Here is a 21716-nt window from a genome sequence, read left to right on the forward strand (position 1 = left end):
TCGAAATTCCTGTTGCGCGCAAGCTTAAAGGCGGGCGCGCCTGATTGCCAGCGGGGCGACGCAACGAGGCGTGGAGCAAAAACGGCTTGAACCCCGGGCCATTGCAGGCCACCTCCTTCGGACACTTTGCCGGAGCCAGCCGCCGCCCATGTCCTCGCCCAACCCGACCCCGTCCCGCCCCCAGCCCCGCCGCCGCGCGGACTTCGGCGCCTTCGTGCCGGTCACGACCCGCTGGTCGGACAATGACGCCTACGGGCACATGAACAACGCGGCCTATTACACCTTCTTCGACACGGCGGTGACGACCTGGCTCCTGCAGCAGGGCCTGCCGACGACGCCCGGCGAGACGCTGCTTTTCGTCGCCGAAACGGGCTGCCGCTATCTCTCGGAAATCGGCTTCCCCGATCAGGTGACGGTGGGCCTTGCGATCTCGCGGCTCGGCACCTCGTCCATCGCCTATGACATCGCGCTGTTTCGCAATGACGAGGACGTGGCGTCCGCCGAAGGCATCTTCGTCCATGTGCATGTGAGCGCGGCGACGCGCCGCCCCACGCCCCTGCCCGACCAGTTGCGGACGGTTCTGGAAAGGATCGTGCGATGAGCGGATCGGAGGAACGGCTGGTCGAGCTGGAAATCCAGATCGCCCATCAGAACCGCACGATCGAGGAGCTGTCCGGCGAGATGGCGCGGCAGGGCGCGGAGCTCGACCGGCTCCGCAAGACGATGAAGGCGCTGGCCGAGCGCTTCCTGGCGCTGGAAGAGGTTGCGACGCCCCGGCCCGAGATCACCAAGCCGCCGCATTATTGAGGACCGCGCGAGCCCGTCAGGGCAGGCGCGCCACGCGCTCGGTGAGAAGTGCGAAGAAACGGTCCGCATCGCCCGAGCGCACATAGAAGGCGTTGGGCTGGCGGTCGGTCACGCGCCAGAAGTCCACCACCGTCATGCCGCGCGTCAGCGCGCTGCCGGTCTCGACCTCGACATTCACCCGCCGGCCCTCGAACAGGTCCGGCCGCAGAAGAAAGGCCGTGACGCAAGGATCGTGCAGCGGCGCGCCGTTCCAGCCATATTTCTTGAGATCATAGGTCTCGGAGAAGGTGAGCATGGCGGCCACCGCCGCGCCCGCCTTGTTGCCGATCTGCCGGAAAGCCTCGATGCGCGGCGGCGTCGAATGCATCTGATGCGTCACGTCCAGCGGCAGGACCGTGATGTCCGCACCCGAGCGGAACACGATCCCGGCCGCGTCCGGGTCCACATAGATATTGAACTCGGCGGTCGGCGTGATGTTGCCGACCTCGAAATAGGCCCCGCCCATCAGGACGACGCCCTGAAGCCGCTCGATGATGTCGGGCGCCTTGAGGAAGGCCAGCGCGATATTGGTGAGCGGGCCGAGGGCGGCGATCGTCACGGTCTTGTCCGGTAGGCGGCGCACCGTGTCGATGATGAAATCCACCGAATGGCCCTCGCGGGGCTTCGTCACGGGCTGGGGCAGATCCGGCCCGTCGAGCCCGGTCACACCGTGCACATGCTCGGCCGTGACGAGGCGATGGGCGAAAGGACGATCGGCCCCGGCATAGACCGGAATATCCGGCCGCCCGGCGAGTTCGACGAGGCGCAGCGCGTTGTTGACCGTGTGATGCAGAGGGATGTTGCCGGCGACCGCCGAGATGCCGAGCACCTCGATCTCGTCCGGCGAGCCCAGCGCGGCGAGAATGGCCACCGCATCGTCCTGCCCCGGATCGGTGTCGAAAATCACCTTGCGCATGGCGCGCTCCTTTTTCATCCGCATTCGGGCGGGCGTCTAACACTCCGCCTCCCGCTTGGCCAGAAGGCGGCCACCTCCAACGAAAACGGCCCGGAACCTCTCGGTTCCGGGCCGCCCGACACCGTCAGAAGCCTTACCTCAATAAGGGCAGGTGTTGTCCGTGTTGTAATTGTGGACCTTGATCGTGCCAGCGATGATGTCGGCCTTGGCCTTCTCGACGGCCGCCGTCATCTCGGGCGTCAGCAGCGCCTTGTTGTTGTCGTCCACGGCATAGCCGACGCCATCCTCCTTGAGGCCGAGCGTCACCGTGCCGCCCTTGAACTCGCCCTTCTTGGCGTCTTCGAAGGTCTGGTACACGGCGTTGTCGACGCGCTTCACCATGGAGGTGAGCACATGGCCGGGATGCAGCATGTTCTGGTTGGAGTCGACGCCGATGCCGAACTTGCCGGCATCCGCCGCGGCCTGGAGCACGCCGATGCCGGTCGCGCCAGCAGCGTGGAAGATCACGTCCGCGCCCTGCGACATCTGCGAGCGGGCGAGTTCGCCGCCGCGCACCGGGTCGTTCCAGGCGGCGGCCGTGGTACCCGTCATGTTTTCCAGATATTTGGCGTCCTTCTTGGCCGCCATGACACCGCCCTTGTAGCCGCAGGCGAAGTTGCGGATCAGCGGAATGTCCATGCCGCCGACGAAGCCGACCGTGCCGGTCTGCGACTTCATGGCTGCGAGCATACCGACGAGATAGGAGCCTTCCTCTTCCTTGAAGAGGATGGAGCGCACGTTCGGCAGATCCACGACCGTGTCGATGATGGCGAACTGGAGGTTCGGATATTCCTTTGCGACATTCGTCACGGCCGCCTGCTGCGCGAAGCCGACCGCGATGATGGGCGAATTTCCGTCGCGCGCGAAACGGCGCAGCACCTGCTCGCGCTGCGTCTCGTTCTGCATCTCGAACTCGCGATAGGGCGTGCCCGACTCCGCCTTGAACCGCTCGGCGCCATTGAAGGCGGCCTCGTTGAAGGACTTGTCGAACTTGCCGCCGAGGTCGAAAATGACGGCGGGCTTGAGGTCGGCCGCGAGCGCGGGGCCGGCGACGGAGGCGAGGCAGGCGGCGAAGAGGCCGGCGAGGATGGACTTCATGGGTTTCGCGCAATCCCTGTTGCTGGGGCGAGGCGCGTGGCCTCGCTCGGCTTTGGCCCGGCTTGTGGCCGCCGGACTCTTCCGATTGCGGAAACTGGCACGAAGCGCCCGCGCGCGCACCTAAAATTCGCTGTTATCCTCAACGCAACGCCGTGAATCCACGCGGCTTTGCACCTTCCCTAGACGGAAGGGGAAGCGGCGGGAGGGCGCTGCCTCGAGCATCCCGCCCACTTGCCTGTTTGGGAAGCTGACTGCCTTACTCGGCGGCAACAGCGCCCAGACCAACGGGGCAGCTCACGCCCGTCCCACCCAGACCGCAATAGCCGCGCGGGTTCTTGGCGAGATATTGTTGATGGTAGGTCTCGGCGTAGTAGAACTCCGGCGCGTCGAGGATTTCCGTCGTGATCGGGTCGCGGTGCCCGGCCTGGCGCAGGGCGTCGCCATAGGCCTCCTTCGCGCGCTCGGCCGCCTCGCGCTGGGCTTCGCTGGTGACATAGATGCCGGAGCGATACTGTGTGCCGACATCATTGCCCTGGCGCATCCCCTGCGTCGGATTGTGCGCCTCGAAGAAGACGCGCAGCAGTTCCTCGTAGGACACGCGCGAGGGATCATAGGCGACGAGCACCACCTCATTATGCCCCGTCAGGCCGGAACAGACCTCCTCATAGGTCGGGTTGGGCGTGATGCCGGCGGCATAGCCGACCGCCGTCGAGACGACGCCCGGCACCTGCCAGAACTTGCGCTCCGCGCCCCAGAAACAGCCAAGGCCGAAAATCGCCGTCTCGACGCCATCGCCGAACGGAGCCTTCAGCGGCGCGCCGTTGACGAAATGCGTCTGGGCGGTGGGGATCGGCTGCTCGCGGCCCGGCAGGGCATCGGCGCTGGAGGGCAGCTGCGTCTTTTTCAGGAAGTTCAATCCGAACATGATCGTTAGACCTTTCGTGGTGGCTCGCCCGGCCGGCGCGCGCGGGGCGCGCTTCCGGCGGCGATGAAGGCAATTCCAACAAGACCCAGAACGATCGAGGCGGGCTGACGGCCAAGCTCCGCGACAAGACGTCCTCGGTCTCCCCCGGTGAACACGGGATCGGCCGTCGGCTGCTCCGCCGCCGCCCCGTTCAGGCCCGTCAACGCCACGGTCTCGGAGATCGAGAGAAGGCGCACATTGCTGGACGCCAGCGAGCGCGCGACATCCCCCACGGCCAGAACCGCGCCGGCCGCCAGAACCAGCACCCCGAGCGTTCGCAGGCACCAAGCCAGAAACCGCATGGACCCGACCTCCCCTCGCAGCCCGCGCTCCGCCTCTTGCCGTTCGACGGAACCGACCCGAGGGCGAAGACCGCCAAGCTTTGCCTCGTTTCTCCGAGATATGGGACGCACCCCCTCGTCGCGCAATGGCGCGGAGCCGCGTCCCGCCTCTCAAGCTCGATCGCCGAAGCTTGCGCGAAGCCGGCACCGTCGCAGGCTTTTCACAAAAGCCCTTGCGAGCGTCCCGCCCCGATGATACTGCGCGCCATCGGATCGATCGCGGCGCCCCAAACGCCGGCTCCGCCCGCAGGCGGCAGGCTTCGATCCGGTCTGGAGGGGTGGCCGAGTGGTTGAAGGCGCACGCCTGGAAAGTGTGTATACGGGAAACCGTATCGCGGGTTCGAATCCCGCTCCCTCCGCCATGCTTATTTTCTGTCCCCTAGATTTCAATGGGTTACGGGCGTTTTCGTCCAACTCGCCAGTTGAGTGAGACACTTCGGCTTGCGGTCCTGCCCCGTGAGCGGTCAGGGCGCGGCCTTCCTCGCCCTTGTTCGGATAGGTCGCGTTATCGGTGATGCCGATCGCGGAGGGCGGGAGGCCGAAAGTGCGAGAGATGACGAGACCGGAAATCTTTCCGGCCGTTCAGACGCTCGCTGTCCTTGTTCGAGATGGTGCAGAAGGCTGGCGATCCTCCATTCGCGCTTGGCGAAGGAGGTCAGGCCGAGCCGCATCTCGCCTTGGAGCACCGGACAGAGAGCATGGTGCGTGGCGGGCGCGATCCCCTCCCTCGCTGAAGCGGTGCGGCTTGAGCGGCATGGCCGCCAGGGTTTCAGCAATGAGGCGGATGCAGGCGAGCGCCGTGATCACCGCCTCCTCGCAACCCGGCCACGCGAGGACGATCGAAACCTCATGCAGCTCAATGGCGCACAGCTCGCGCCTGTCGCCGGTGCAGTGCTCGTCCATTGCGTCGAAGCGGAAGGACCTGCCGCCGAGATCACCCCGCCCGGCCAGCGCCAGAACGTCCGGCCACGCGCATCTCCCGAAAGACCAAGCCTCCCGCTTCGGGTGCGGCCAGGAACCCGGCCGGGGTCATGATCGATCAGGGCGAGCATGTCGCGGCCGGACCGCAGCGAAGCGGCGAAAGCGCCCGCCCGGATCGTCTGCGAGACGCGCTTGCCGATACGGGCCTCGATCCCGAAGGATGCGGCGTAGCCCTCCAGCTGCCGCCCGCGCCCGGACTTCGACCGGCACGGCTCGACGTTCGAACGTCGCCGCATCCATCTGCAATTTTCCGCGTGTGCGAAAGCCTTCGGTTCGCGGACCACGCCGTCCGCGTCGAGGACGGCATGGATGAGGACGCTTGATCGGCCCCATGCTGGAAGCCCGCGCCTGAAGACGGAAGAAGTTCCAATGCCCAAGGGGCAACGGCATCCGGCGGTGCTGAAGCAGGCAAACCTTCGGGAACAGCCGATCATTCGCGGATCCGTTCTGGCGCAGACATGTCCCTTGCGGAAGGGGGCGAGGTAAGCTCGCTTATGGTCTCGGGTCTGCCCCGTGGCACGGCTAGGGCGTGCCACAGATCGAGCGGCCTCGCTCATTTCGATCCCATCATGGGAAGGCCCGATCGGGTCGATCCCGAAGAGAGGCGTGACAGCCAAGGGCCACGGGTCAACCAGAGCGAGACCTCAGCTCAGAAGCGCTTGACCCAACACGCCGGATGGGGAAATCCCGATCACGACGATCCAATTGGCTATTCGAAACAGACCCTTCGTGGAGCGCCGATCCGCCTACAACATGTTCTCCACTCTCTCCCACGCATGGGAAAGATGGCGGGTGAGGATTTCGGCGAGCGCGGGACCGTCGCGCTTTTCCAGGGCCACGATCATCTCTTCATGCTCGGCAACGGCCGCCGCCCATTTTTCCGCACCCTCATGCGCGATGAAACGCACGCGCTTCAGTCGCATCTGCAACCCGGCATGGACATGGGCGAGAGCCGAATTGCCGCTGAGTTCGACGATCCGCGTGTGGATCTCCTGGTTGAGCTTGTAATAGGCCAGCCGGTCGCCGGCCCGATATCGCTCCATCATGGCGTCGTGCGCGCGTCGGACGGCGGCGATGCCCGCGTCCGTGCCGGCCTCGCAGGCGAGGCGGCCGGCGAGGTGCTCCAACTCGCGGATCACGACCAGCATGTCGTGGACGTCCTTGCGGTCGAAGCGCCGCACGGTGGCGCCGCGACTGGGGATCAGCTCCACCAGCCCTTCGCTCGCCAGATACTTGATCGCCTCGCGCAAAGGCGTGCGCGACACCCCGAGCTGTTCGCCGAGCTGGCCCTCGTGCAACCGGGTGCCGGGCTCCAGCGCGCCTTCGATGATCATGTCGCGCAACCGCCCGACGATCGTGTCGTGCAGCGAGGTGCGTGAGATGCGCCCCATGTCCGAACCGGCCGCGCCGTCGCTCGGGCGCGGTGCCGACACCGTTTCGCTCATCGTTCCTCCCTGCGGCAGACGCCTGCGCCTTCTCATCCGTCAATCACCACAAACGCACGACACCGTCAAACCGGAATTATGTATGCAGAATACAAAAGGCTTGATGCGTGTGTTCAGATGGGTTAGCGATAGCGCCACGCTTCATACGGGAGGACTGGGAATGGCTTTTGCGACCAACGGCACCGAGCGTCCGATCGTGGCCCTCGCCATGGGCGACCCCGCCGGCATCAGCCCGGAACTCACCGCCATGCTGCTGGCCGATCCCGAGACCAACGAGCGCGCGCGCGTCGTGGTCTTCGGCGACCGCCGCATTCTCCATCGCGGCGCGAGTGAGGCCGGCGTGACGCTCGATCTCGGCGAGGCCGCCGACGCCACATCGATCGGCGACGGCTCGCGGCCCGTCATGGTCGATCTGAAGAATCTGGCGGTCGAGGACGTGCGCCGGGGCGAGGCGACGCTGGAGGGCGGCACCTTCGCCACCACCAATTTCCGCCGCGCGCTGGAAATGGCCCATGCCGGCCAAGCCGACGCCGTGATCTTCACGCCTTTCAACAAGCAGGCGATGCGCTTCGCCTATCCCGGCTACGACGACGAGATCCGCTTCGTGGTCGACGTCACGGGCTTTTCAGGCAAGGTGCGCGAGTTCAACGTTCTAGAGAAGGTCTGGAACGCGCGCGTCACCTCGCACATCCCCCTGAAGGAGGTGTCGGACCACCTGTCGGTTGAGGCGATCCTGGCCGAGGTGAAGCTCACCCACGACTGCCTCAAGCAATCCGGCGTCACACGCCCGCGCATCGCGATCAACGGGTTGAACCCGCATGCCGGCGACGGCGGCGCTTTCGGCATGGAGGAGATCGAGATCATCGAGCCCGCCGTGCGCGCCGCGAAGGAGGCCGGCTACGAGGTGGACGGGCCGTTCCCGGCCGACACCGTGTTCCTGCGCGCCCTGAAGGAAGGCTGGCACGCGGTGCTCACCATGTATCACGATCAGGGCCAGATCGCGATGAAGCTGATGGGCTTCGACAAGGGCGTGACCATGATGGGCGGCCTGCCGTTCCCGCTCTGCACCCCCGCCCACGGCACGGCCTACGACATCGCCGGCAAGGGCAAGGCCGATCTGGGCGCGACGCGCGAGGCTTTCCGCCTGGCGGTACGCATGGCCAACCAGCGCCGCGCGCTGGCCGCCGCTGCCGAATAGGCGAAACGTTCCGAACAGGCGGGGGGAGAGAAACCGCATGTCAGAGGCAAACGGGCGCAAGTTCGATCGAACCAACTGGCCGATCGCGGCCGCGATGATCCAGTATCCCGGCACCCTGCCGGACGGCCGGTCCACGCAGGACCAGTCGGCGGAGGAATGGTCGGCGACGCTCGCCGACGTCGCGGATGCGGGCTTCACCGAACTCGACCCGACGGACGGCTGGCTGCGCATCGCCGACCTCGAACCCTCGCGTCTCGCCGAGTTCATGGGCGTCGTCGCCTCGCATGGGCTGACGATCCCTGCGATCTCGACCGCGCGCAAGAACCTGATCGATCCGGCTCTGGGCGAGGCGCATGTCGCCTATGGGCACCGCGTCCTCGACACGGCGGCCAAGGTCGGGGCGAGCGCCGTCTCCTTCGGGTTCTTCGGTCCGCTCAACGACGCGCAGAAAAAGGCGCTCTGGTTCTGGACCGTGCAGGGCGAGCGCAATCCGACCGACCCGGACACCTGGGCGCTGGCGGTCTCGCGCCTGCGCGATCTCGGCCGCCACGCGAGCGACCTCGGGCTCGAAATTTCGCTGGAAATGTACGAGGACACGTTGATCGGGACCGCCGACGGCGCGGTGCGCTTGGTGACCGACGTCGATCTGCCGAACGTGAAGATCAATGCCGACATCGGCAACCTCATCCGCCTCCATCGCCCGGTCGAGCCCTGGCAGGCGATGATGGAGAAGATCGCGCCCTTCGCCGGCTTCTGGCACGTCAAGAACTACACGCGCATCGAGGACGAGACGACGGGCGCGGTCATGACCGCGCCGGCACCGCTCGAATTCGGCACGATCAATTACCGCACCGCCATCCGCATGGCTCTGGCGCACGGCTTCCGCTCGCCCTTCCTGGTCGAGCACTACGGCGGCGACGGCCTGTCGATCAGCGCCACCAATCGCGATTATCTTCGCCGCATCCTTCCGCGACCGGAAACCACGGCATGACTCTGATCCACGACGAACCCGAACGCTTTGCTTCGAGCGCCCTCGAAGGCTTCTGCGACATCCATTCTCATCTGGTGCACCCCGTGCGGGGCGGCGCGGTGCGGGCGACCGAGACGCCGCAAGGCAAGGTCGCCCTCGTGATCGGCGGCGGCTCGGGCCATTATCCCGCCTTCGGCGGCTATGTCGGCGTCGGGCTGGCGGACGCGACGGTGGCAGGCGACGTCTTCGCCTCGCCCTCGACGGAATCGGTCGCTCGCATCTGTCGGCAAGCCCATCGCGGCGGCGGCATCGTCCTCGGCTTCGGCAATTATGCCGGCGACGTTCTCAATTTCGGCGCGGCGGCGACCCGCCTGCGTGACGAGGGCATCGACGTGCGCGTCATCGCCGTCACCGACGATGTAGCGAGCGCCCCGAAGGAGACGCCGGCTCTGCGCCGGGGCGTCGCGGGCGACGTGCCCGTGTTCAAGATTGCGGGCGCGGCGGCGGAAGCCGGCCTCTCGCTGGACGAGGTGGAGCGGCTGGCACAGCTCGCCAACGCGCGCACCCAGTCCTTCGGCATCGCCTTTTCCGGCTGCACGCTGCCGGGCGCGAGCGCTCCCCTCTTCACGGTGGAGAAGGGCATGGTCGCGGTCGGCCTCGGCATCCATGGCGAGCCGGGCATCCGCGACGAGACGGCGATGCTGGCCAAGGATCTGGCCAACCTCCTGGTCGAGCCGCTGCTCGCCGAGCGGCCCGAAGGCGCGAGCGGGCGGGCGGCCATGCTCCTCAACGGGCTGGGCGCGACGAAATACGAGGAGCTGTTCGTTCTCTGGACGCATGTCGCTCGTCGCCTGCGCGGCGCGGGCCTGACGCTCGTGCAGCCCGAGGTCGGCGAATTCGTCACCTCGCTCGACATGGCCGGCTGCTCGCTGACGATCACCTGGCTCGACGACGAGCTGGAGCCGCTATGGCTCGCCCCGGCTCATGGCGCGGCCTTCCGGCGCGGCCATGTCGAACCGCGCGCCGTGGCTGGAAAGCCGGTCGAGCCGGACGCGGAGGCGCCGCGGTTTCCGCCCGCTTCGGACGCCTCGCGCGAAAGCGCTCGCCGCGCCTGTGCGATCGTCGAGCGGCTGGCCGCCGTGCTGGCCGACGCCGAGGAGGAACTCGGCCGCATCGATGCCGTGGCCGGCGACGGTGACCATGGGCAGGGCATGCGGCGCGGCTCGTTTGCCGCCGCTGAGGGCGCGCGCAAGGCCCTCGCCGCCGGGGCTGGGGCGGGCTCGCTGCTCGCCCATGCCGGCGACCGCTGGGCCGACACGGCGGGCGGCACGTCCGGGGCGATCTGGGGGCTTCTCCTGCGCGGCTTCGGCACGGCGCTGGGCGACGAGGCGGGTGTCGATGCGGCTGCCGCATCGCGCGGCATGATCGCGGCCCGCGAGGCGGTGATGACGCTCGGGCGGGCCAAGCCCGGCGACAAGACGCTGGTGGATGCGCTCGTGCCCTTCGTCGAGACGCTGGAGGCCGAGGTGACGCGCGGTGCCGGGCTGCGCGACGCCTGGAGCACGGCCGCCGAGGCCGCCACGCGCGCCGCCGAGGAGACTGCCAAGCTCACGCCCCGGCTCGGGCGCGCCCGGCCGCTCGCGGCCAAAAGCATCGGGCATCCCGATGCCGGCGCGGTCTCGCTCGCGCTCTGCGCCCGCACAGTGGGCGACGTTCTCAAGGCCGGATAGCCGGCCTTCCCTTCTTCACTTCAACGATCCGTCTGGGAGGCATGATCCATGAAGCTTTTCGCGACCACCGCACTCGTCACCCTCGCCCTTGCCGCGCCCGCCATGGCGCAGTGGGCGCCGACCAAGCCCGTCGAGTTCATCGCGGCGGGCGGTGCGGGCGGGGGCACCGACCAGTTCGCGCGCCAGATCCAGGCGGCGATCGCCAAGGAGAACCTGTCGCCCACCAATGTCGTCGTCTCCAACAAGGGCGGCGGCTCGGGCGCCGAAGCGTTCATCTACGGCGCCGGCTCCAAGGGCGACGAGCACAAGCTCATCCTCGGCACCTCCAACGAGTGGCAGCTGCCGCTCGTCACGCGCCTCGGCTACAAGTCCGAGGACCTGACGCCGATCGCGACCTTGGCGGTGGACGAGTTCGTGGTCTGGGTGCAGGCGAACAGCCCCTACAACACGATCACCGATCTCGTTGAGGCCGGCAAGGCGACGCCCGGCAAGATCCGCTTCGGCGGCTCGCAGTCCAAGGACGTCGATCAGACGCTGGTGCGCCGCATCGAGGCCGCAACGGGTGCGAAGTTCCTCTACATCCCGTTCAAGTCGGGCTCGGAAGCCGCCGTGCAGCTCGCGGGCAATCATATCGACGGCAACACCAACAACCCGGCCGAGAATGTCGGCCAGTGGCGCGCGGGTCAGGCGAAGCCGCTTTGCGTCATGTCGGACCAACGCATGGCCGACACGACCAAGGTGACGGACACGATGTCCTGGAACGACATCCCGACCTGCCGCGAGCAGGGCCTGCAGGTGGATGCCTACCAGATGCCCCGCACGGTCTTCGCGCCCGCCGGCGTACCCACTGAGGCGGTCGCCTGGTACACCGATCTCCTGAAGAAGGTCTCCGACACGCCGGAGTTCAAGGCCTATCTCAAGAACACCTCGCAGACCGCTCGCTTCATGACCGGCGACGAGTTCAAGTCCTACATCGCCACCGATGTCGAGCGCTCGCGCAAGCAGTTCGAAGCGGACGGCTGGCTCGTCAACTGAGCGACCGATCGACAACCGGGGCGGTCGCGATCGGCCGCCCCGACTTTTGAAGCGGACATCGCAAGGGAGGACGCGCGATGGTCACACGCCGTCATATCGAAGTGGGGACCGGCTTGTCGGCGGTGCTTCTCGGGCTCGTCACGGCCTATGGCAGCCTGGAGAACGGCATCGGCTGGACGGATTTCGGACCGTCGGCCGGCTATTTCCCGTTCCGCATCGGCGTGATCCTCGCGATCCTCGGCCTCGTCATCGCCGTCAAATACGGCCTGACGGGCCGCCGCCGCGCGCCCGCCAATCTGGAAGCCCAGGCAGCCGGTGCAGCCGCCGCGCTGCACGAGCCCACGGGCCTCGACGAGCGGTTTCTGGAAGACGGTGCGCTCGGGCGCATCGCATCGGTTTTCGTGCCGACGGCTGTCTCGGCCGCGCTGATCCCCTGGCTCGGCATCTATCTCTCCGGCGCGCTCTTCCTCGTCTTCTCCATGATGACGCTCGGCAAGGTCGGCGCCGCGAAGGCCACGCTGATCTCGGTCGCCACCATGGCCGTGTTCTTCGTCACATTCGAATTCTGGTTCCAGGTGCCGCTGGCCAAGGGCGTCGTCATGCCCTTGCTCGGCATCTACTGAGGAGGCGCTCGCCATGGCCGATATCGCCAATCTCCTGCACGGCTTCTCCGTCGCCTTCTCCTTCTACCATGTCGCCCTCATCGTCATGGGCGTCCTGCTCGGAATTCTGGTCGGCGTGCTGCCGGGCCTCGGCGCGCCGAACGGCGTGACGCTGCTCCTGCCGCTCACCTTCACGATGGAGCCGGTCTCGGCGATCATCCTCCTCTCGTCGATGTACTGGGGCGCGCTGTTCGGCGGCTCCACCACCTCGATCCTCTTCAACATTCCCGGCGAGCCCTCGTCGGTCGCCACCACCTTCGACGGCTATCCGATGGCCAAGCAGGGCCGCGCGACGGAAGCGCTCTCGACGGCCTTCTTCTCGGCGGGCATCGGCGCGCTGACGGGCGTCGTCGTCATCACGCTTCTCGCCGGTTGGATCGCGCAGTTCGCGCTTCAGTTCTCCAGCCCCGAATTCTTCGCGATCTACCTTCTCGCCTTCTGCTCCTTCATCGGGCTCGGCGGCGGCGATCCGATGAAGGCGGCGGTGTCGCTGCTCGCGGGCCTCGCCTTCGCCACGGTCGGCATGGACACCGTGTCGGGTGAACTCCGCCTCACCTTCGGCTGGCCGGACCTCCTGCGCGGCATCTCCTTCCTCGTCGCCGTGATCGGCCTCTTCGGCATCGGCGAGTTGCTCCTCACCGTCCAGGAGGAGCTGAAGTTCAAGGGCGTCTCCTCGAAGATCGAGGTGCGCGAGATCTTCAAGGCGCTCGCCCGCCTGCCGCATTATTGGGTGACCTTCGTGCGCTCGGCGCTCGTCGGCGTCTGGATGGGCATCACGCCGGGCGGGCCGACGGCGGCCTCCTTCATGAGCTACGGCCTCGGCCGCCGCTTCGGAAAATACGGCAGGAACTTCGGCAAGGGCGAACCCGAAGGCGTCATCGCGCCTGAGGTCGCCGACCATTCGGCCGGCACCTCGGCGCTCCTGCCCATGCTCGCGCTCGGCGTGCCGGGCTCGGCGACGGCGGCGGTGATGATGGGTGGCCTGATGATCTGGGGCCTCCAGCCCGGCCCGCTCCTCTTCGTCGAGCAGCCCGATTTCGTCTGGGGCCTCATCGCCTCGATGTATCTCTCCAACGTGATCGCCGTGGTGCTGGTGCTCGCCACCGTGCCGCTCTTCGCCTCGATCCTGCGCATTCCCTTCGGCATCATCGGCCCGATCATCATCGTGGTCTGCCTGATCGGCGCCTATACGGTGGCGAACGCCGAGTTCGACGTGATGATGGCGGTCGCCTTCGGCATCGTCGGCTATGTCTTCAAGCGGCTGGACTACCCGATCGCCCCGCTGGTGCTCGCCATGGTGCTGGGCGACAAGGCCGAGGACGCGTTCCGCCAGTCGATGCTCTATTCCGGCGGGTCGCTGTCGATCTTCTGGTCCAACGGGCTCGTCAGCACGCTGATGGCGCTGGCCCTCCTGCTTCTGGCCTGGCCGCTGATCTCAAAGGCGATGCAGCTGGTCAGACCGGCACAGGCCGCTTGAGGGGGCACGGCGACTGTCATGTGCAAGGGGCGCGGGAGATGATCCCGCGCCCCTTTCCGTCGAATTGGGTCGCAATCTGGCAGGACGCTCTGCGGCAGGCCACGGGTGGACGACCAGCGGGTTCCCGGCGGCATCATCTTCGCCAACCGCAACGGTCTGCGCTGGCGTGACACGCCCAAGGACTATGAGCCCGCAAAGACGCTCCACAACCCTTGGAAGCGTTGAGGCGAAGAAGGTGTCTTCGTCCGAATGATGGAAGGTCTGGCCGCAGTCGGCGCCGATCCCAGGACCATCATGATCGACGCACCGACCTGAAGGCCCATCGTGCGGCGTCGAGCCCTGCGCTCAAAAAAGAGGTCTCGGTCACCTGATCGGTCGGACATAAGGCGGCATGAACACCAAGCTCCATGCTGTCGCCGATGCGAACGGTCGCCCGCTCAGCTCCTTCTTGACCGCTGGACACGTCAGCGACGATACCGGCCCGGCAGCCTTGCTTGACGATCTGCCCGAGGCAATGGCTGCTGGGTGATCGCGGCTATGATGCTGACTGGTTCCCGGACGCTCTGGCGGCGAAGAGCATCAAGCCCTGTATCCTAGGGCGCACGTCGCGCAACGCGCCGGTGGGCTATGACAAACGCCGCTACATCAGACGCAACCGCATCGAGAGCATGTTCGGGAGACTGAAGGACTGGCGGCGCGTTGCAACCCGCTACGATCGCTGTCCGCCCGTCTTCTTCTCAGTCATCGCGCTGGCTGCCACCCTACTCTTCCGGTTCTAAGCTATGAGTCCCCTACCTAACTTGGCTGTTGTGCGACACGCTTTGCTTTGTTGCTGGCGCTTGTTCTGCGCCAGACCTTGCCCCTGTTGTCATGGGAGCTTTCGGGTCTTCTGGTTCTGCCCTATGCCGCGCACATCGCCCTCATGTTGAGCCGCGCGGCCTGGCCGAAGCCATGGCCGGGCCGACGCGACAGGCCCGGCCTTTTGTCAGCGCGAATGTTCGAGCGCGTCGGTGGCCTCGGCGGCAGGGCGCTTGACGGTTTCCGCCACGCGCCCGTGGCCGCTGATCTCGCGCCCGGCATCGGCCGCAAAGCGCAGGTTCCAGATCGTCGCCGCCAGCGAGATCACCACCACCACGGCGAAAGCCGCCGAGAAGTCGGAGAGTTCGGGCGTCTCGTGCTGGCGCAGGCCCATCGAGCCATGCAGCGCCAGCGCCGCCACGCAGATGCCGAGCGAGAGCATGAGCTGCTGGAAGGTCGTGTAGAAGCTCGTCGCCGAGCTCATCTGCGCAGGCGCGATCCGGTCATAGGCCACGGTGTTGTAGGCGGTGAACTGGAAGGACATGGAGAAGCCGCAGCAGACCAGCACGCCGAAGATCATGGGCAGCGGCCAATCCGGCCGGAAAAAGGCGCAGGTGCCGTAGAGCAGCGCCGCGACGATGCCATTGGCCGCCAGCGCCGTGCGAAAGCCGAAGCGGCGCAGGACCTTCGGCGCGACGGCCTTCATCATCAGCGAGCCGATGGCGGTCGCGATCGTGACGAGGCCGCTCGTCGCCGCCGACAGGCCGAAGCCGAGCTGCATCATCAAGGGCAGGAGGAAGGGATGCGCCCCTTGCGTGATGCGCGTCAGCGACCCTGCGATGACCGAGGTGCCGAAGGAGGGCACGCGCATCAGACGCGGATCGAGGAGCGGTGCGGGATGGGTCTTGGCATGGCGCAGATAGAGCACACCGGCAACGACGCCGACGGCGATCAGCGAGGCGGCCATCCAGCCCTCGTCGGCGCGGCTGGCGCTCTCGAAGCCGAACAGGAGCGAGCCCAGCGAAATGCCGGACAGGACCATGCCGAGCGCGTCGAACGGCCCGGTGCGCTCGCCCTTGGTCTCCTCGATGAAGAGACTGACGAGAACCATGCCGAGAAACCCGATCGGCAGGTTGATGTAGAAGATCCAGCGCCAGTCGGCATAGGTGACGATGAGACCACCGACGGGCGGCCCGAGAATGGGACCGATCAGGGCGGGCACGAGCAGCCAGGACATGGCCGAGACGAGATCGCGTCGCTCCACCGAGCGCAGAAGCACGAGCCGCCCGACCGGCATCATCATGGCCCCGCCGAGACCTTGCAGCAGCCGGGCGAAGACAAGGAATGTCAGCGAGGGCGCCTGCGCGCACAGGACAGAGCCGAGCACGAAGACGCCGATGGCGGCGCGAAACACGGTGCGCGAGCCCCAGCGATCGGCCACCACGCCGCTGACGGGAATGAACACCGCGAGGCTGATGAGATAGGAGGTGAGCGCAATGCTCATGGAGGGCGCATCGACGCCGAAATCGCGCGCCATCGTGGGCAGAGCCGTCGCGAGGATCGTGGCGTCGAGCTGCTCCATGAACATGGCGCTGGCGACGATCAGGGCGATGGTGCGGAAATTGCGCCGGGCAGGCGCGGCGTCGAGACGCTCGACGCTGGATGAGGAAACCGACATGGGATCGAGACGAACGCTTCACGGGCGGCGATGAGCCGGGCCGCCAGACGGCGTGACACCTTCGAAGGAAATCGCAAGCCGGACATACGGCGTCGCACCGTCCCTGACCAGCCCCTTTTCGCTCACAATCCTCGCGGGCACGATTTTCGCCGCGAGCGAGGCGCCGGATTGCAGGCCCTCGTCCGTGCGTTCGCGCGAGGCACGCCTGGCAGACGGAACACTCGTATCCCGCTCATGGAGCCGCTCGGCGCTCAGCCAACAGCGCACACGAAAAAGCCGCTGGGGATTTCACCCAACGGCTCCAGCGTCTCCACGGGGGAGAACGGCCCTGCATTTCACCTCGCCAGTACATCCGTGGTCGGACGATCTACGGGGCCTGACAACGCATCGACCTTTCGGGACGCGCCGTTGATCCTAAAATGGTTGAGACACCTCTCCCCTTCAAGGGGTGCCTCGAAACATCGGTGTCACGGCCGGCGGATCGTGTCGAGACTATCGCTCGCGGGGCCTTGCCCCACATCCGAGGGCTTCGGCGCGTTCGGCCTCTCGGCATGGTCCTGCTGGGTGTCCGGGCTGCCCGGATCGGCCTCGGGGTCGGTGAACTTGCCGACATTGACGAGATCATTGTCGAGGCCTTCGAACTCGTCGGCGATCGCCGCTTCCTCGCGCTTGTCCGCGTCTTCGCGCCTATCGTCACTTTTTCTCGTATCGGACATGATCGGCTCCTGACATTTCCTTGAAAGACCAAGAGCCGGGAGCGCCAAAGCGTTCCCTTCTGTTCTCGGCGCGCGTGTTCCCGAGGCTGACTTTGGCGGAAGAACGGGGCCGTTCGTGGCGGCCCCGCTCTTCCCCTCTCGCACCGTGTCAGACGCGAGACGCGCCAAGCTCCGACGTTTCGAGCGTCTCGCCAGCGTCCGAGATCGTGGTCACGCGGGGGCCGTCGGCGTCGATGATCTGTTGAAGACCGTTCATCACGGCGCAATAGGCGGGAACCTCAGCACCTGCGAGATTGACGCGCTCCAGAAACTTCTGGGCTGCGGCGGCCGCGTCCTTGTTCAGCATGAGCTTTCCTATCCTCTGGATTCGACCAATTTTGGGAGAGGGGCACATCCTGCGATGTGCCCCGGGGTTCGCGCGTCGGGAGAACGAGGGCTTAGTTCGTCCAGGCCTCGGACGGATCGATCAGGCCATGGGCGCGAAGAACCGTGATGATCGCGTTGATGACGTTGTTCTTCGTGTCGTTGTTGGTCGACCCGGCGTTGATCTTGGGCACGTTGGTCTGACGCTGGCTCAAGACACGCTGGCCATTGACGCGAACGGCATCCTGCGAGGCGCCGCTGCCCTGCGTGAACAGCAGGAGCGGAACGCCATTGCCCGAAACACCGATCTGGATGCCGTCATTGACGCCCTGCACGGCGCGGGGATTGTTGTAACCGCCCCACTGGAGCCGCTGTCCATAGCCCATGAACAGGACCGCATCCGCCTCGAAGGCCGCTTCGTCCACCTTCAGGCCGTATTTGAAACGGTTGTTCACGTAGGCGCCCGGCGCGTTGCGCAGCCGGATGCCGCCGATCAAACGATCCTGCAGGTCCGAACTCTGGATGCGGATGGCTTCACCATCCGTCGCGGCGGCCGTCTGGCCGACGATGGCACCGGCCTCGAAGTTCAAGCCGGTATAGAAGCCGTTGTCGCCGCCATTCACGGCCTTGCCGATCGACACGCCCGTCGACATGCGATTTCCAGCAGCGGACGTATCGGTCATGTTGATGCGAAGGGCCTGCGCACCTCCATCCCAGCCGGGATCGACGCCTTGGTTGAGGCCGTTCAATTCCATGACGTGCCAGGGCGTGCGGGTCTGGTTGTAATTGTTCGTCTGGCCCCAGTAGGCCCAGCCGCGCCCCCCGGCGCTGTTGGTCGAGATTGTCACCCGCGAATGCATGCCGACGAGATCGTTGCTGCCGCCGTCATGATGGCCATAGGCCGAGACAACGGCCGTATAGCTGTCGCCGGATACCTTCCTCATCGCGAAATGAGCGCAGCCGGCATCCCAAATGCGGCCGCTCGCGGCATTCTGCGAGGCGCTGGAAACCTTCTCGACATAGATGATCGGATCCCACGTGTCGGACGGCGCCGACTGGGTGCCCATATAGACCCCCATACCACGAGCATTGTTATAGGTCGCCGCATTGGTCTGGTCGTACATCGACTTGACCTGCTGGACACCGAAGTCGCCAGGACCAAGGTAGACCGGGCGGTTCGGACCGCCCGCAGCGGAACGCGCGGACACCATCGCCGACTGATTTGCCGCCGAGCTGGCGCCCGATACGACTCCATGATCCTGCCCGTCCGTCATTCTCCAAGTCATGCTCTCATCTCCTTTTGAATGAACGTGTCGTCAGCTCAGATCCCGTCAGGATCTATCCAGACGACGTCGCGCGTCGAAGAACTCATTTTGAAACGACTGTCTTGGCATCGACGATGTTGCTCTATCCGTGGCCAAATCGCCTGGCTGGGAAAGCAACCTACGTCGGATGGTGGCGTCGTCGCCCGTGTACAGACAGCAAGTCCACGAGACTGATTATCGCCGGGGAGCGGGTCGATCGCTTCTTCAACAGAGGCTTCGTCATCCCCGCTTCCTTTCGCATCCCGCCATCCACACCAGGGACGATGCCATCAAAAAGCGAATTTGAAAAGGATTATCTTCCTATAATCGTATAAATAGGAACAAATGCTTATTCGCCATCGCATTATGGCCGCCGGCCTTGATGAGGAAGGACGTCTTTGCACCGGCTGCATAGGCAGACGTTGAGACGGACCGTCGTCACTCGCGGGATGCTCGGGACTCAACTATGCCCCGTCGCAAGGCGAGCGCCCTCCGGTGGGTGATCAAAGTCTGGGATGGAACAGCTAGCGCGGATCATCGGATGGGCTGCAGTTTGCCGGTTACCATTCGGTTCTGGAAAAGGGGAAGCGAGCGTGGGAGACGTCATGCGCAGGCAATGCGAACGTCCGCTATGGCCGACCTGCGACCCGGCAAGCACGACAAGCATGGGAACGACATGAGCGACCACAAAAAGGGCGTATGGGTTCAAACCCGTTTGATCCCCTTTCCTCAGTCTATCAGCCCGGAGGCCCGCGCCAATCTCGAGCGAGGGGTAAACGACGATGGGGTTCCGCTGAATGCGCTCCATACGATGCCGCCAACCGACGATCATGCCGCCTGGATGACGATCAAGGCAGCGGCGGATGGACACTATGCTGCGGCGGTGAAAGGGCTCGCCGGCACGCTGCGGGCAGACGTCCAGACGGTTCGAACCGGTGACGCCACTCTTCACGTGGCAACGCCCGAAACGCTGCTGAAGCCGGATTGCGCTTATGTGGATTTCCACGGCGGAGCACTGGTGTTTGGCGGCGGAGAGGCATGCCGCGCGCAGGCGCGGATGCAGGCAGATCAGCACGGGGCGCTTTGCTACGGTGTCGATTACAGGATGCCGCCCGAGCATCCGTACCCTGCGGCGGTGGACGACGCCATCGCGGCGTATCGCTATGTGTTGGAACGGCACGCAGCATCGCGCGTCATCGTCGGCGGCCGATCAGCGGGCGGCAACATAGCGGCGGCGATGCTTCTGCGCGCCAAGGATGAAGGCCTGCCTCTGCCCGCAGGGCTGATCCTTCTCTCCCCACAGGTCGATCTGACCGAGTCCGGCGACAGCTTCCAAGTCAATCAGATGGTCGATGTGGTGCTGCCCGGATCGCTGATGCGCAACAACGAGTTGTATGCCGGCGGCGCCGATCTGTCCCACCCCGACCTCTCGCCCTTGTTCGGAAATCTTTCAGGTCTTCCGCCCACATTCCTCCAATCGGGCACGCGTGACCTTTTCCTGTCCAACGCGGTACGAATGCACCGGGCGTTGCGCCAGGCGAAGGTGGACGCCGAGTTGCATGTCTTCGAGGCTATGCCGCATGGTGGTTTCCAAGGGAACACACCCGAGGACCAAGACTTGGCGGCGGAGGTATCGCGCTTCATCGACGCCCGCTGGAGGTGACGCGCCTTCTCGAAACTCTCCCATTCTCGAAAAAACGCGATGCGAACCGCGGATCGCTGCGATCGTGCTCCAGATGCGGACCAACCGCCAACCATCGAGACGGGTGAAAACACGTTTTTTGGAAAATGCAGTCGGAGCATCATTCCTGCTGACTGCCTCAACCGCTTCAGAAAGAGCTGCCGACCCGCTCATGTGACCGGTTCTCCGCGCATCCGACCCTTTCTGAAAAAGACGATGGGAGTCGGTTCATGCAATGCACGCCCGCACGTCGATCCGACGATCTTCGGTGCGACCTCTGTCACGATGGCGGCAGGAGACGCAGGAGACGCCCGTCTGTTCCATCGGTCAGGACCTGGATCGATCCGTCCGGAGCCACCCTCACGTCGCGCATGCGCTCGCCGAATTCCGCCAGAAGCAGCTCCTGCCCGGTGATGCCGCCGTCCTGCCGATGCACGAGACGCACGGCCTTCTCGACCAGGGCCGGCACGAGAAGAGCACCGCGCCAATGGGGGAACAGCCTTCCCTCGTAGACGGCAAGTCCGGCGGGGGCGATCGAAGGCGTCCATTCCAGGAGTGGCGCCTCGAAGCCCGGCAGCGACGCGAAAGGGGTGACGCGCGCGAAACTGTAGTCGACACCGTCGGACGCAAGCGGCCAGCCATAGTTGCCTCCCGGAACCAGTCGGTTCACCTCGTCGCCGCCGCGCGGTCCGTGCTCGGTGATGAGAAGCGAGCCGTCCGTCGGGTCCAGCGCGATCCCTTGCACGTTGCGATGCCCCAGCGTGAGAACCTCCGGTGCGGTGCCGGGTCGGTGAACCAGCGGATTGTCTGGCGGGATCGATCCATCGCGGTTGAGCCGCACGATCTTGCCCAACGTGTTGGAGGGGTTCTGTGCGTCCTCTCGCCGGTCGAACCCGTCGCCCAGCGAAAGCACCAGCGTATCGTCAGGCAGGAAAGCGATGCGGCTTCCATGATTGAACGCGCCCGCCTTGGGCGTCGCCGTGAACAGGACGCGCATGTCCTGCAGGGTGCCGTCCCGCAAACGGGCGCTGACCAGTCTGACATTGTTGGCCTCGGCGTCGCCGTGCAGGAATGTCAGGAAGATCCGTCCCGTTTCGGGAAAGTCCGGGTCCACCGCCACGTCCATCAGCCCGCCCTGGCCCGCGGCGTAGATCGGTGGCAGGCCGCCCACCGGCGTCGGATCGAGCGTGCCGTCCGAGCCGACGACGCGCAGGCGCCCCACCGCTTCCGTTATGAGGCGGCGCCCGTCGGGCAGAAAGGCGAGCGACCAAGGCCGCTCCAGTCCTTCGATCTCGGTGACGACGCGGTAAAGGCTCGGATCGACGCGCGGCGGCTCGGCCCATGCGGGCCATATCGGACCGAAGATCAGAGCGGCGCAAACAAGCGCGAGCGGACCGCGAGAAAGGCGGGCTTCTGAGTTCACGTCAATGTTCGGGTTCATTCCTACCGCCTCGCCTCCATGTAGACGGCCAAC

20 protein-coding genes, 1 tRNA gene and 1 pseudogene are annotated in these 21716 nt (G+C 65.8%); 11 read left to right on the plus strand and 11 right to left on the minus strand.

Going from position 1 to position 21716, the window contains the following annotated elements:
* The first annotated feature begins 148 nt into the window (after window positions 1-148).
* Window positions 149-601, plus strand: a complete 453-nt coding sequence (locus tag AUL36_RS18170) for an acyl-CoA thioesterase (protein WP_062222971.1) — start codon at window positions 149-151, stop codon at window positions 599-601.
* Window positions 598-807, plus strand: coding sequence for a SlyX family protein (locus AUL36_RS18175; RefSeq protein WP_058602634.1), 210 nt, complete (start codon window positions 598-600; stop codon window positions 805-807). The genes AUL36_RS18170 and AUL36_RS18175 overlap by 4 nt, the downstream gene beginning before the upstream one ends.
* Window positions 808-823: 16 nt before the next feature.
* Here AUL36_RS18175 and AUL36_RS18180 read toward each other — a convergent pair whose 3' ends face one another.
* The 4 genes from AUL36_RS18180 to AUL36_RS18195 form a co-directional block, all read right to left on the minus strand.
* Window positions 824-1762 (minus strand): nucleoside hydrolase, encoded by a 939-nt coding sequence (locus AUL36_RS18180; protein ID WP_062223035.1) that lies wholly within the window; start codon window positions 1760-1762, stop codon window positions 824-826.
* Between the two features lie 138 nt (window positions 1763-1900).
* Entirely contained in the window at window positions 1901-2899 is a 999-nt protein-coding gene (locus tag AUL36_RS18185) for a BMP family lipoprotein (RefSeq protein ID WP_058636370.1), read from the minus strand.
* 256 nt (window positions 2900-3155) lie between these two features.
* The gene (gene msrA, locus AUL36_RS18190; RefSeq protein WP_058636369.1) at window positions 3156-3824 is read right to left on the minus strand and encodes a peptide-methionine (S)-S-oxide reductase MsrA; all 669 of its coding nucleotides are present in this window, start codon (window positions 3822-3824) and stop codon (window positions 3156-3158) included.
* A gap of 5 nt (window positions 3825-3829) precedes the next feature.
* The gene (locus AUL36_RS18195) at window positions 3830-4165 is read right to left on the minus strand and encodes a hypothetical protein (RefSeq protein ID WP_062222973.1); all 336 of its coding nucleotides are present in this window, start codon (window positions 4163-4165) and stop codon (window positions 3830-3832) included.
* 311 nt (window positions 4166-4476) lie between these two features.
* Between AUL36_RS18195 and AUL36_RS18200 the strand changes: the two genes are divergently transcribed.
* Window positions 4477-4566 (plus strand) — tRNA-Ser (locus AUL36_RS18200).
* 441 nt (window positions 4567-5007) lie between these two features.
* Here AUL36_RS18200 and AUL36_RS24950 read toward each other — a convergent pair.
* Both AUL36_RS24950 and AUL36_RS18210 read right to left on the minus strand, forming a co-directional pair.
* Entirely contained in the window at window positions 5008-5742 is a 735-nt protein-coding gene (locus tag AUL36_RS24950) for an HK97 family phage prohead protease (protein ID WP_306302841.1), read from the minus strand.
* A gap of 189 nt (window positions 5743-5931) precedes the next feature.
* Window positions 5932-6576, minus strand: a complete 645-nt coding sequence (locus AUL36_RS18210) for a GntR family transcriptional regulator (protein WP_192843473.1) — start codon at window positions 6574-6576, stop codon at window positions 5932-5934.
* A gap of 214 nt (window positions 6577-6790) precedes the next feature.
* Here AUL36_RS18210 and AUL36_RS18215 point away from each other — a divergent pair, with 214 nt between their 5' ends.
* The 7 genes and pseudogenes from AUL36_RS18215 to AUL36_RS23385 form a co-directional block, all read left to right on the plus strand.
* Window positions 6791-7828 (plus strand): 4-hydroxythreonine-4-phosphate dehydrogenase PdxA, encoded by a 1038-nt coding sequence (locus AUL36_RS18215; RefSeq protein WP_058636364.1) that lies wholly within the window; start codon window positions 6791-6793, stop codon window positions 7826-7828.
* A gap of 37 nt (window positions 7829-7865) precedes the next feature.
* The gene (locus AUL36_RS18220) at window positions 7866-8819 is read left to right on the plus strand and encodes a sugar phosphate isomerase/epimerase family protein (protein WP_062222977.1); all 954 of its coding nucleotides are present in this window, start codon (window positions 7866-7868) and stop codon (window positions 8817-8819) included.
* Entirely contained in the window at window positions 8816-10528 is a 1713-nt protein-coding gene (locus tag AUL36_RS18225; RefSeq protein WP_062222979.1) for a dihydroxyacetone kinase family protein, read from the plus strand. Before AUL36_RS18220 ends, AUL36_RS18225 begins: the two co-directional genes overlap by 4 nt.
* Before the next feature lie 48 nt (window positions 10529-10576).
* Window positions 10577-11563, plus strand: coding sequence for a Bug family tripartite tricarboxylate transporter substrate binding protein (locus AUL36_RS18230; protein ID WP_062222981.1), 987 nt, complete (start codon window positions 10577-10579; stop codon window positions 11561-11563).
* A 77-nt stretch (window positions 11564-11640) separates the two neighbouring features.
* Window positions 11641-12186, plus strand: coding sequence for a tripartite tricarboxylate transporter TctB family protein (locus tag AUL36_RS18235; RefSeq protein ID WP_062222983.1), 546 nt, complete (start codon window positions 11641-11643; stop codon window positions 12184-12186).
* Between the two features lie 13 nt (window positions 12187-12199).
* On the plus strand, window positions 12200-13702 hold the full coding sequence (locus tag AUL36_RS18240) for a tripartite tricarboxylate transporter permease (protein WP_062222985.1): 1503 nt from the start codon (window positions 12200-12202) through the stop codon (window positions 13700-13702).
* A 93-nt stretch (window positions 13703-13795) separates the two neighbouring features.
* Window positions 13796-14481, plus strand: a pseudogene (locus tag AUL36_RS23385) (IS5 family transposase); the annotation flags it as partial.
* A gap of 206 nt (window positions 14482-14687) precedes the next feature.
* Here the strand turns inward: AUL36_RS23385 and AUL36_RS18255 are convergent.
* From AUL36_RS18255 to AUL36_RS18270, 4 genes are all read right to left on the minus strand, one after another.
* Entirely contained in the window at window positions 14688-16178 is a 1491-nt protein-coding gene (locus tag AUL36_RS18255; protein WP_062222987.1) for an MDR family MFS transporter, read from the minus strand.
* A 467-nt stretch (window positions 16179-16645) separates the two neighbouring features.
* A complete protein-coding gene (locus AUL36_RS18260; RefSeq protein WP_062222989.1) occupies window positions 16646-16894 on the minus strand; it encodes a hypothetical protein in 249 nt (82 codons plus the stop codon).
* A gap of 148 nt (window positions 16895-17042) precedes the next feature.
* Window positions 17043-17240: a hypothetical protein gene (locus AUL36_RS18265; RefSeq protein WP_062222991.1), complete on the minus strand. Its 198-nt coding sequence runs from the start codon at window positions 17238-17240 to the stop codon at window positions 17043-17045.
* A 91-nt stretch (window positions 17241-17331) separates the two neighbouring features.
* Complete coding sequence (locus AUL36_RS18270; RefSeq protein ID WP_156418452.1) at window positions 17332-18543, minus strand: hypothetical protein; 1212 nt, start codon at window positions 18541-18543, stop codon at window positions 17332-17334.
* Window positions 18544-19237: 694 nt separating this feature from the next.
* Here AUL36_RS18270 and AUL36_RS18275 point away from each other — a divergent pair.
* The gene (locus AUL36_RS18275; RefSeq protein WP_062223036.1) at window positions 19238-20224 is read left to right on the plus strand and encodes an alpha/beta hydrolase; all 987 of its coding nucleotides are present in this window, start codon (window positions 19238-19240) and stop codon (window positions 20222-20224) included.
* 298 nt (window positions 20225-20522) lie between these two features.
* Here the strand turns inward: AUL36_RS18275 and AUL36_RS18280 are convergent, their stop codons facing one another.
* Entirely contained in the window at window positions 20523-21683 is a 1161-nt protein-coding gene (locus AUL36_RS18280; protein WP_062222996.1) for a PQQ-dependent sugar dehydrogenase, read from the minus strand.
* Between the last annotated feature and the right edge of the window lie 33 nt (window positions 21684-21716).

The sequence above is a fragment of the Aureimonas sp. D3 genome (assembly GCF_001463805.1).
GTDB classification, from domain to species: Bacteria; Pseudomonadota; Alphaproteobacteria; order Rhizobiales; family Rhizobiaceae; genus Aureimonas; species Aureimonas ureilytica_A.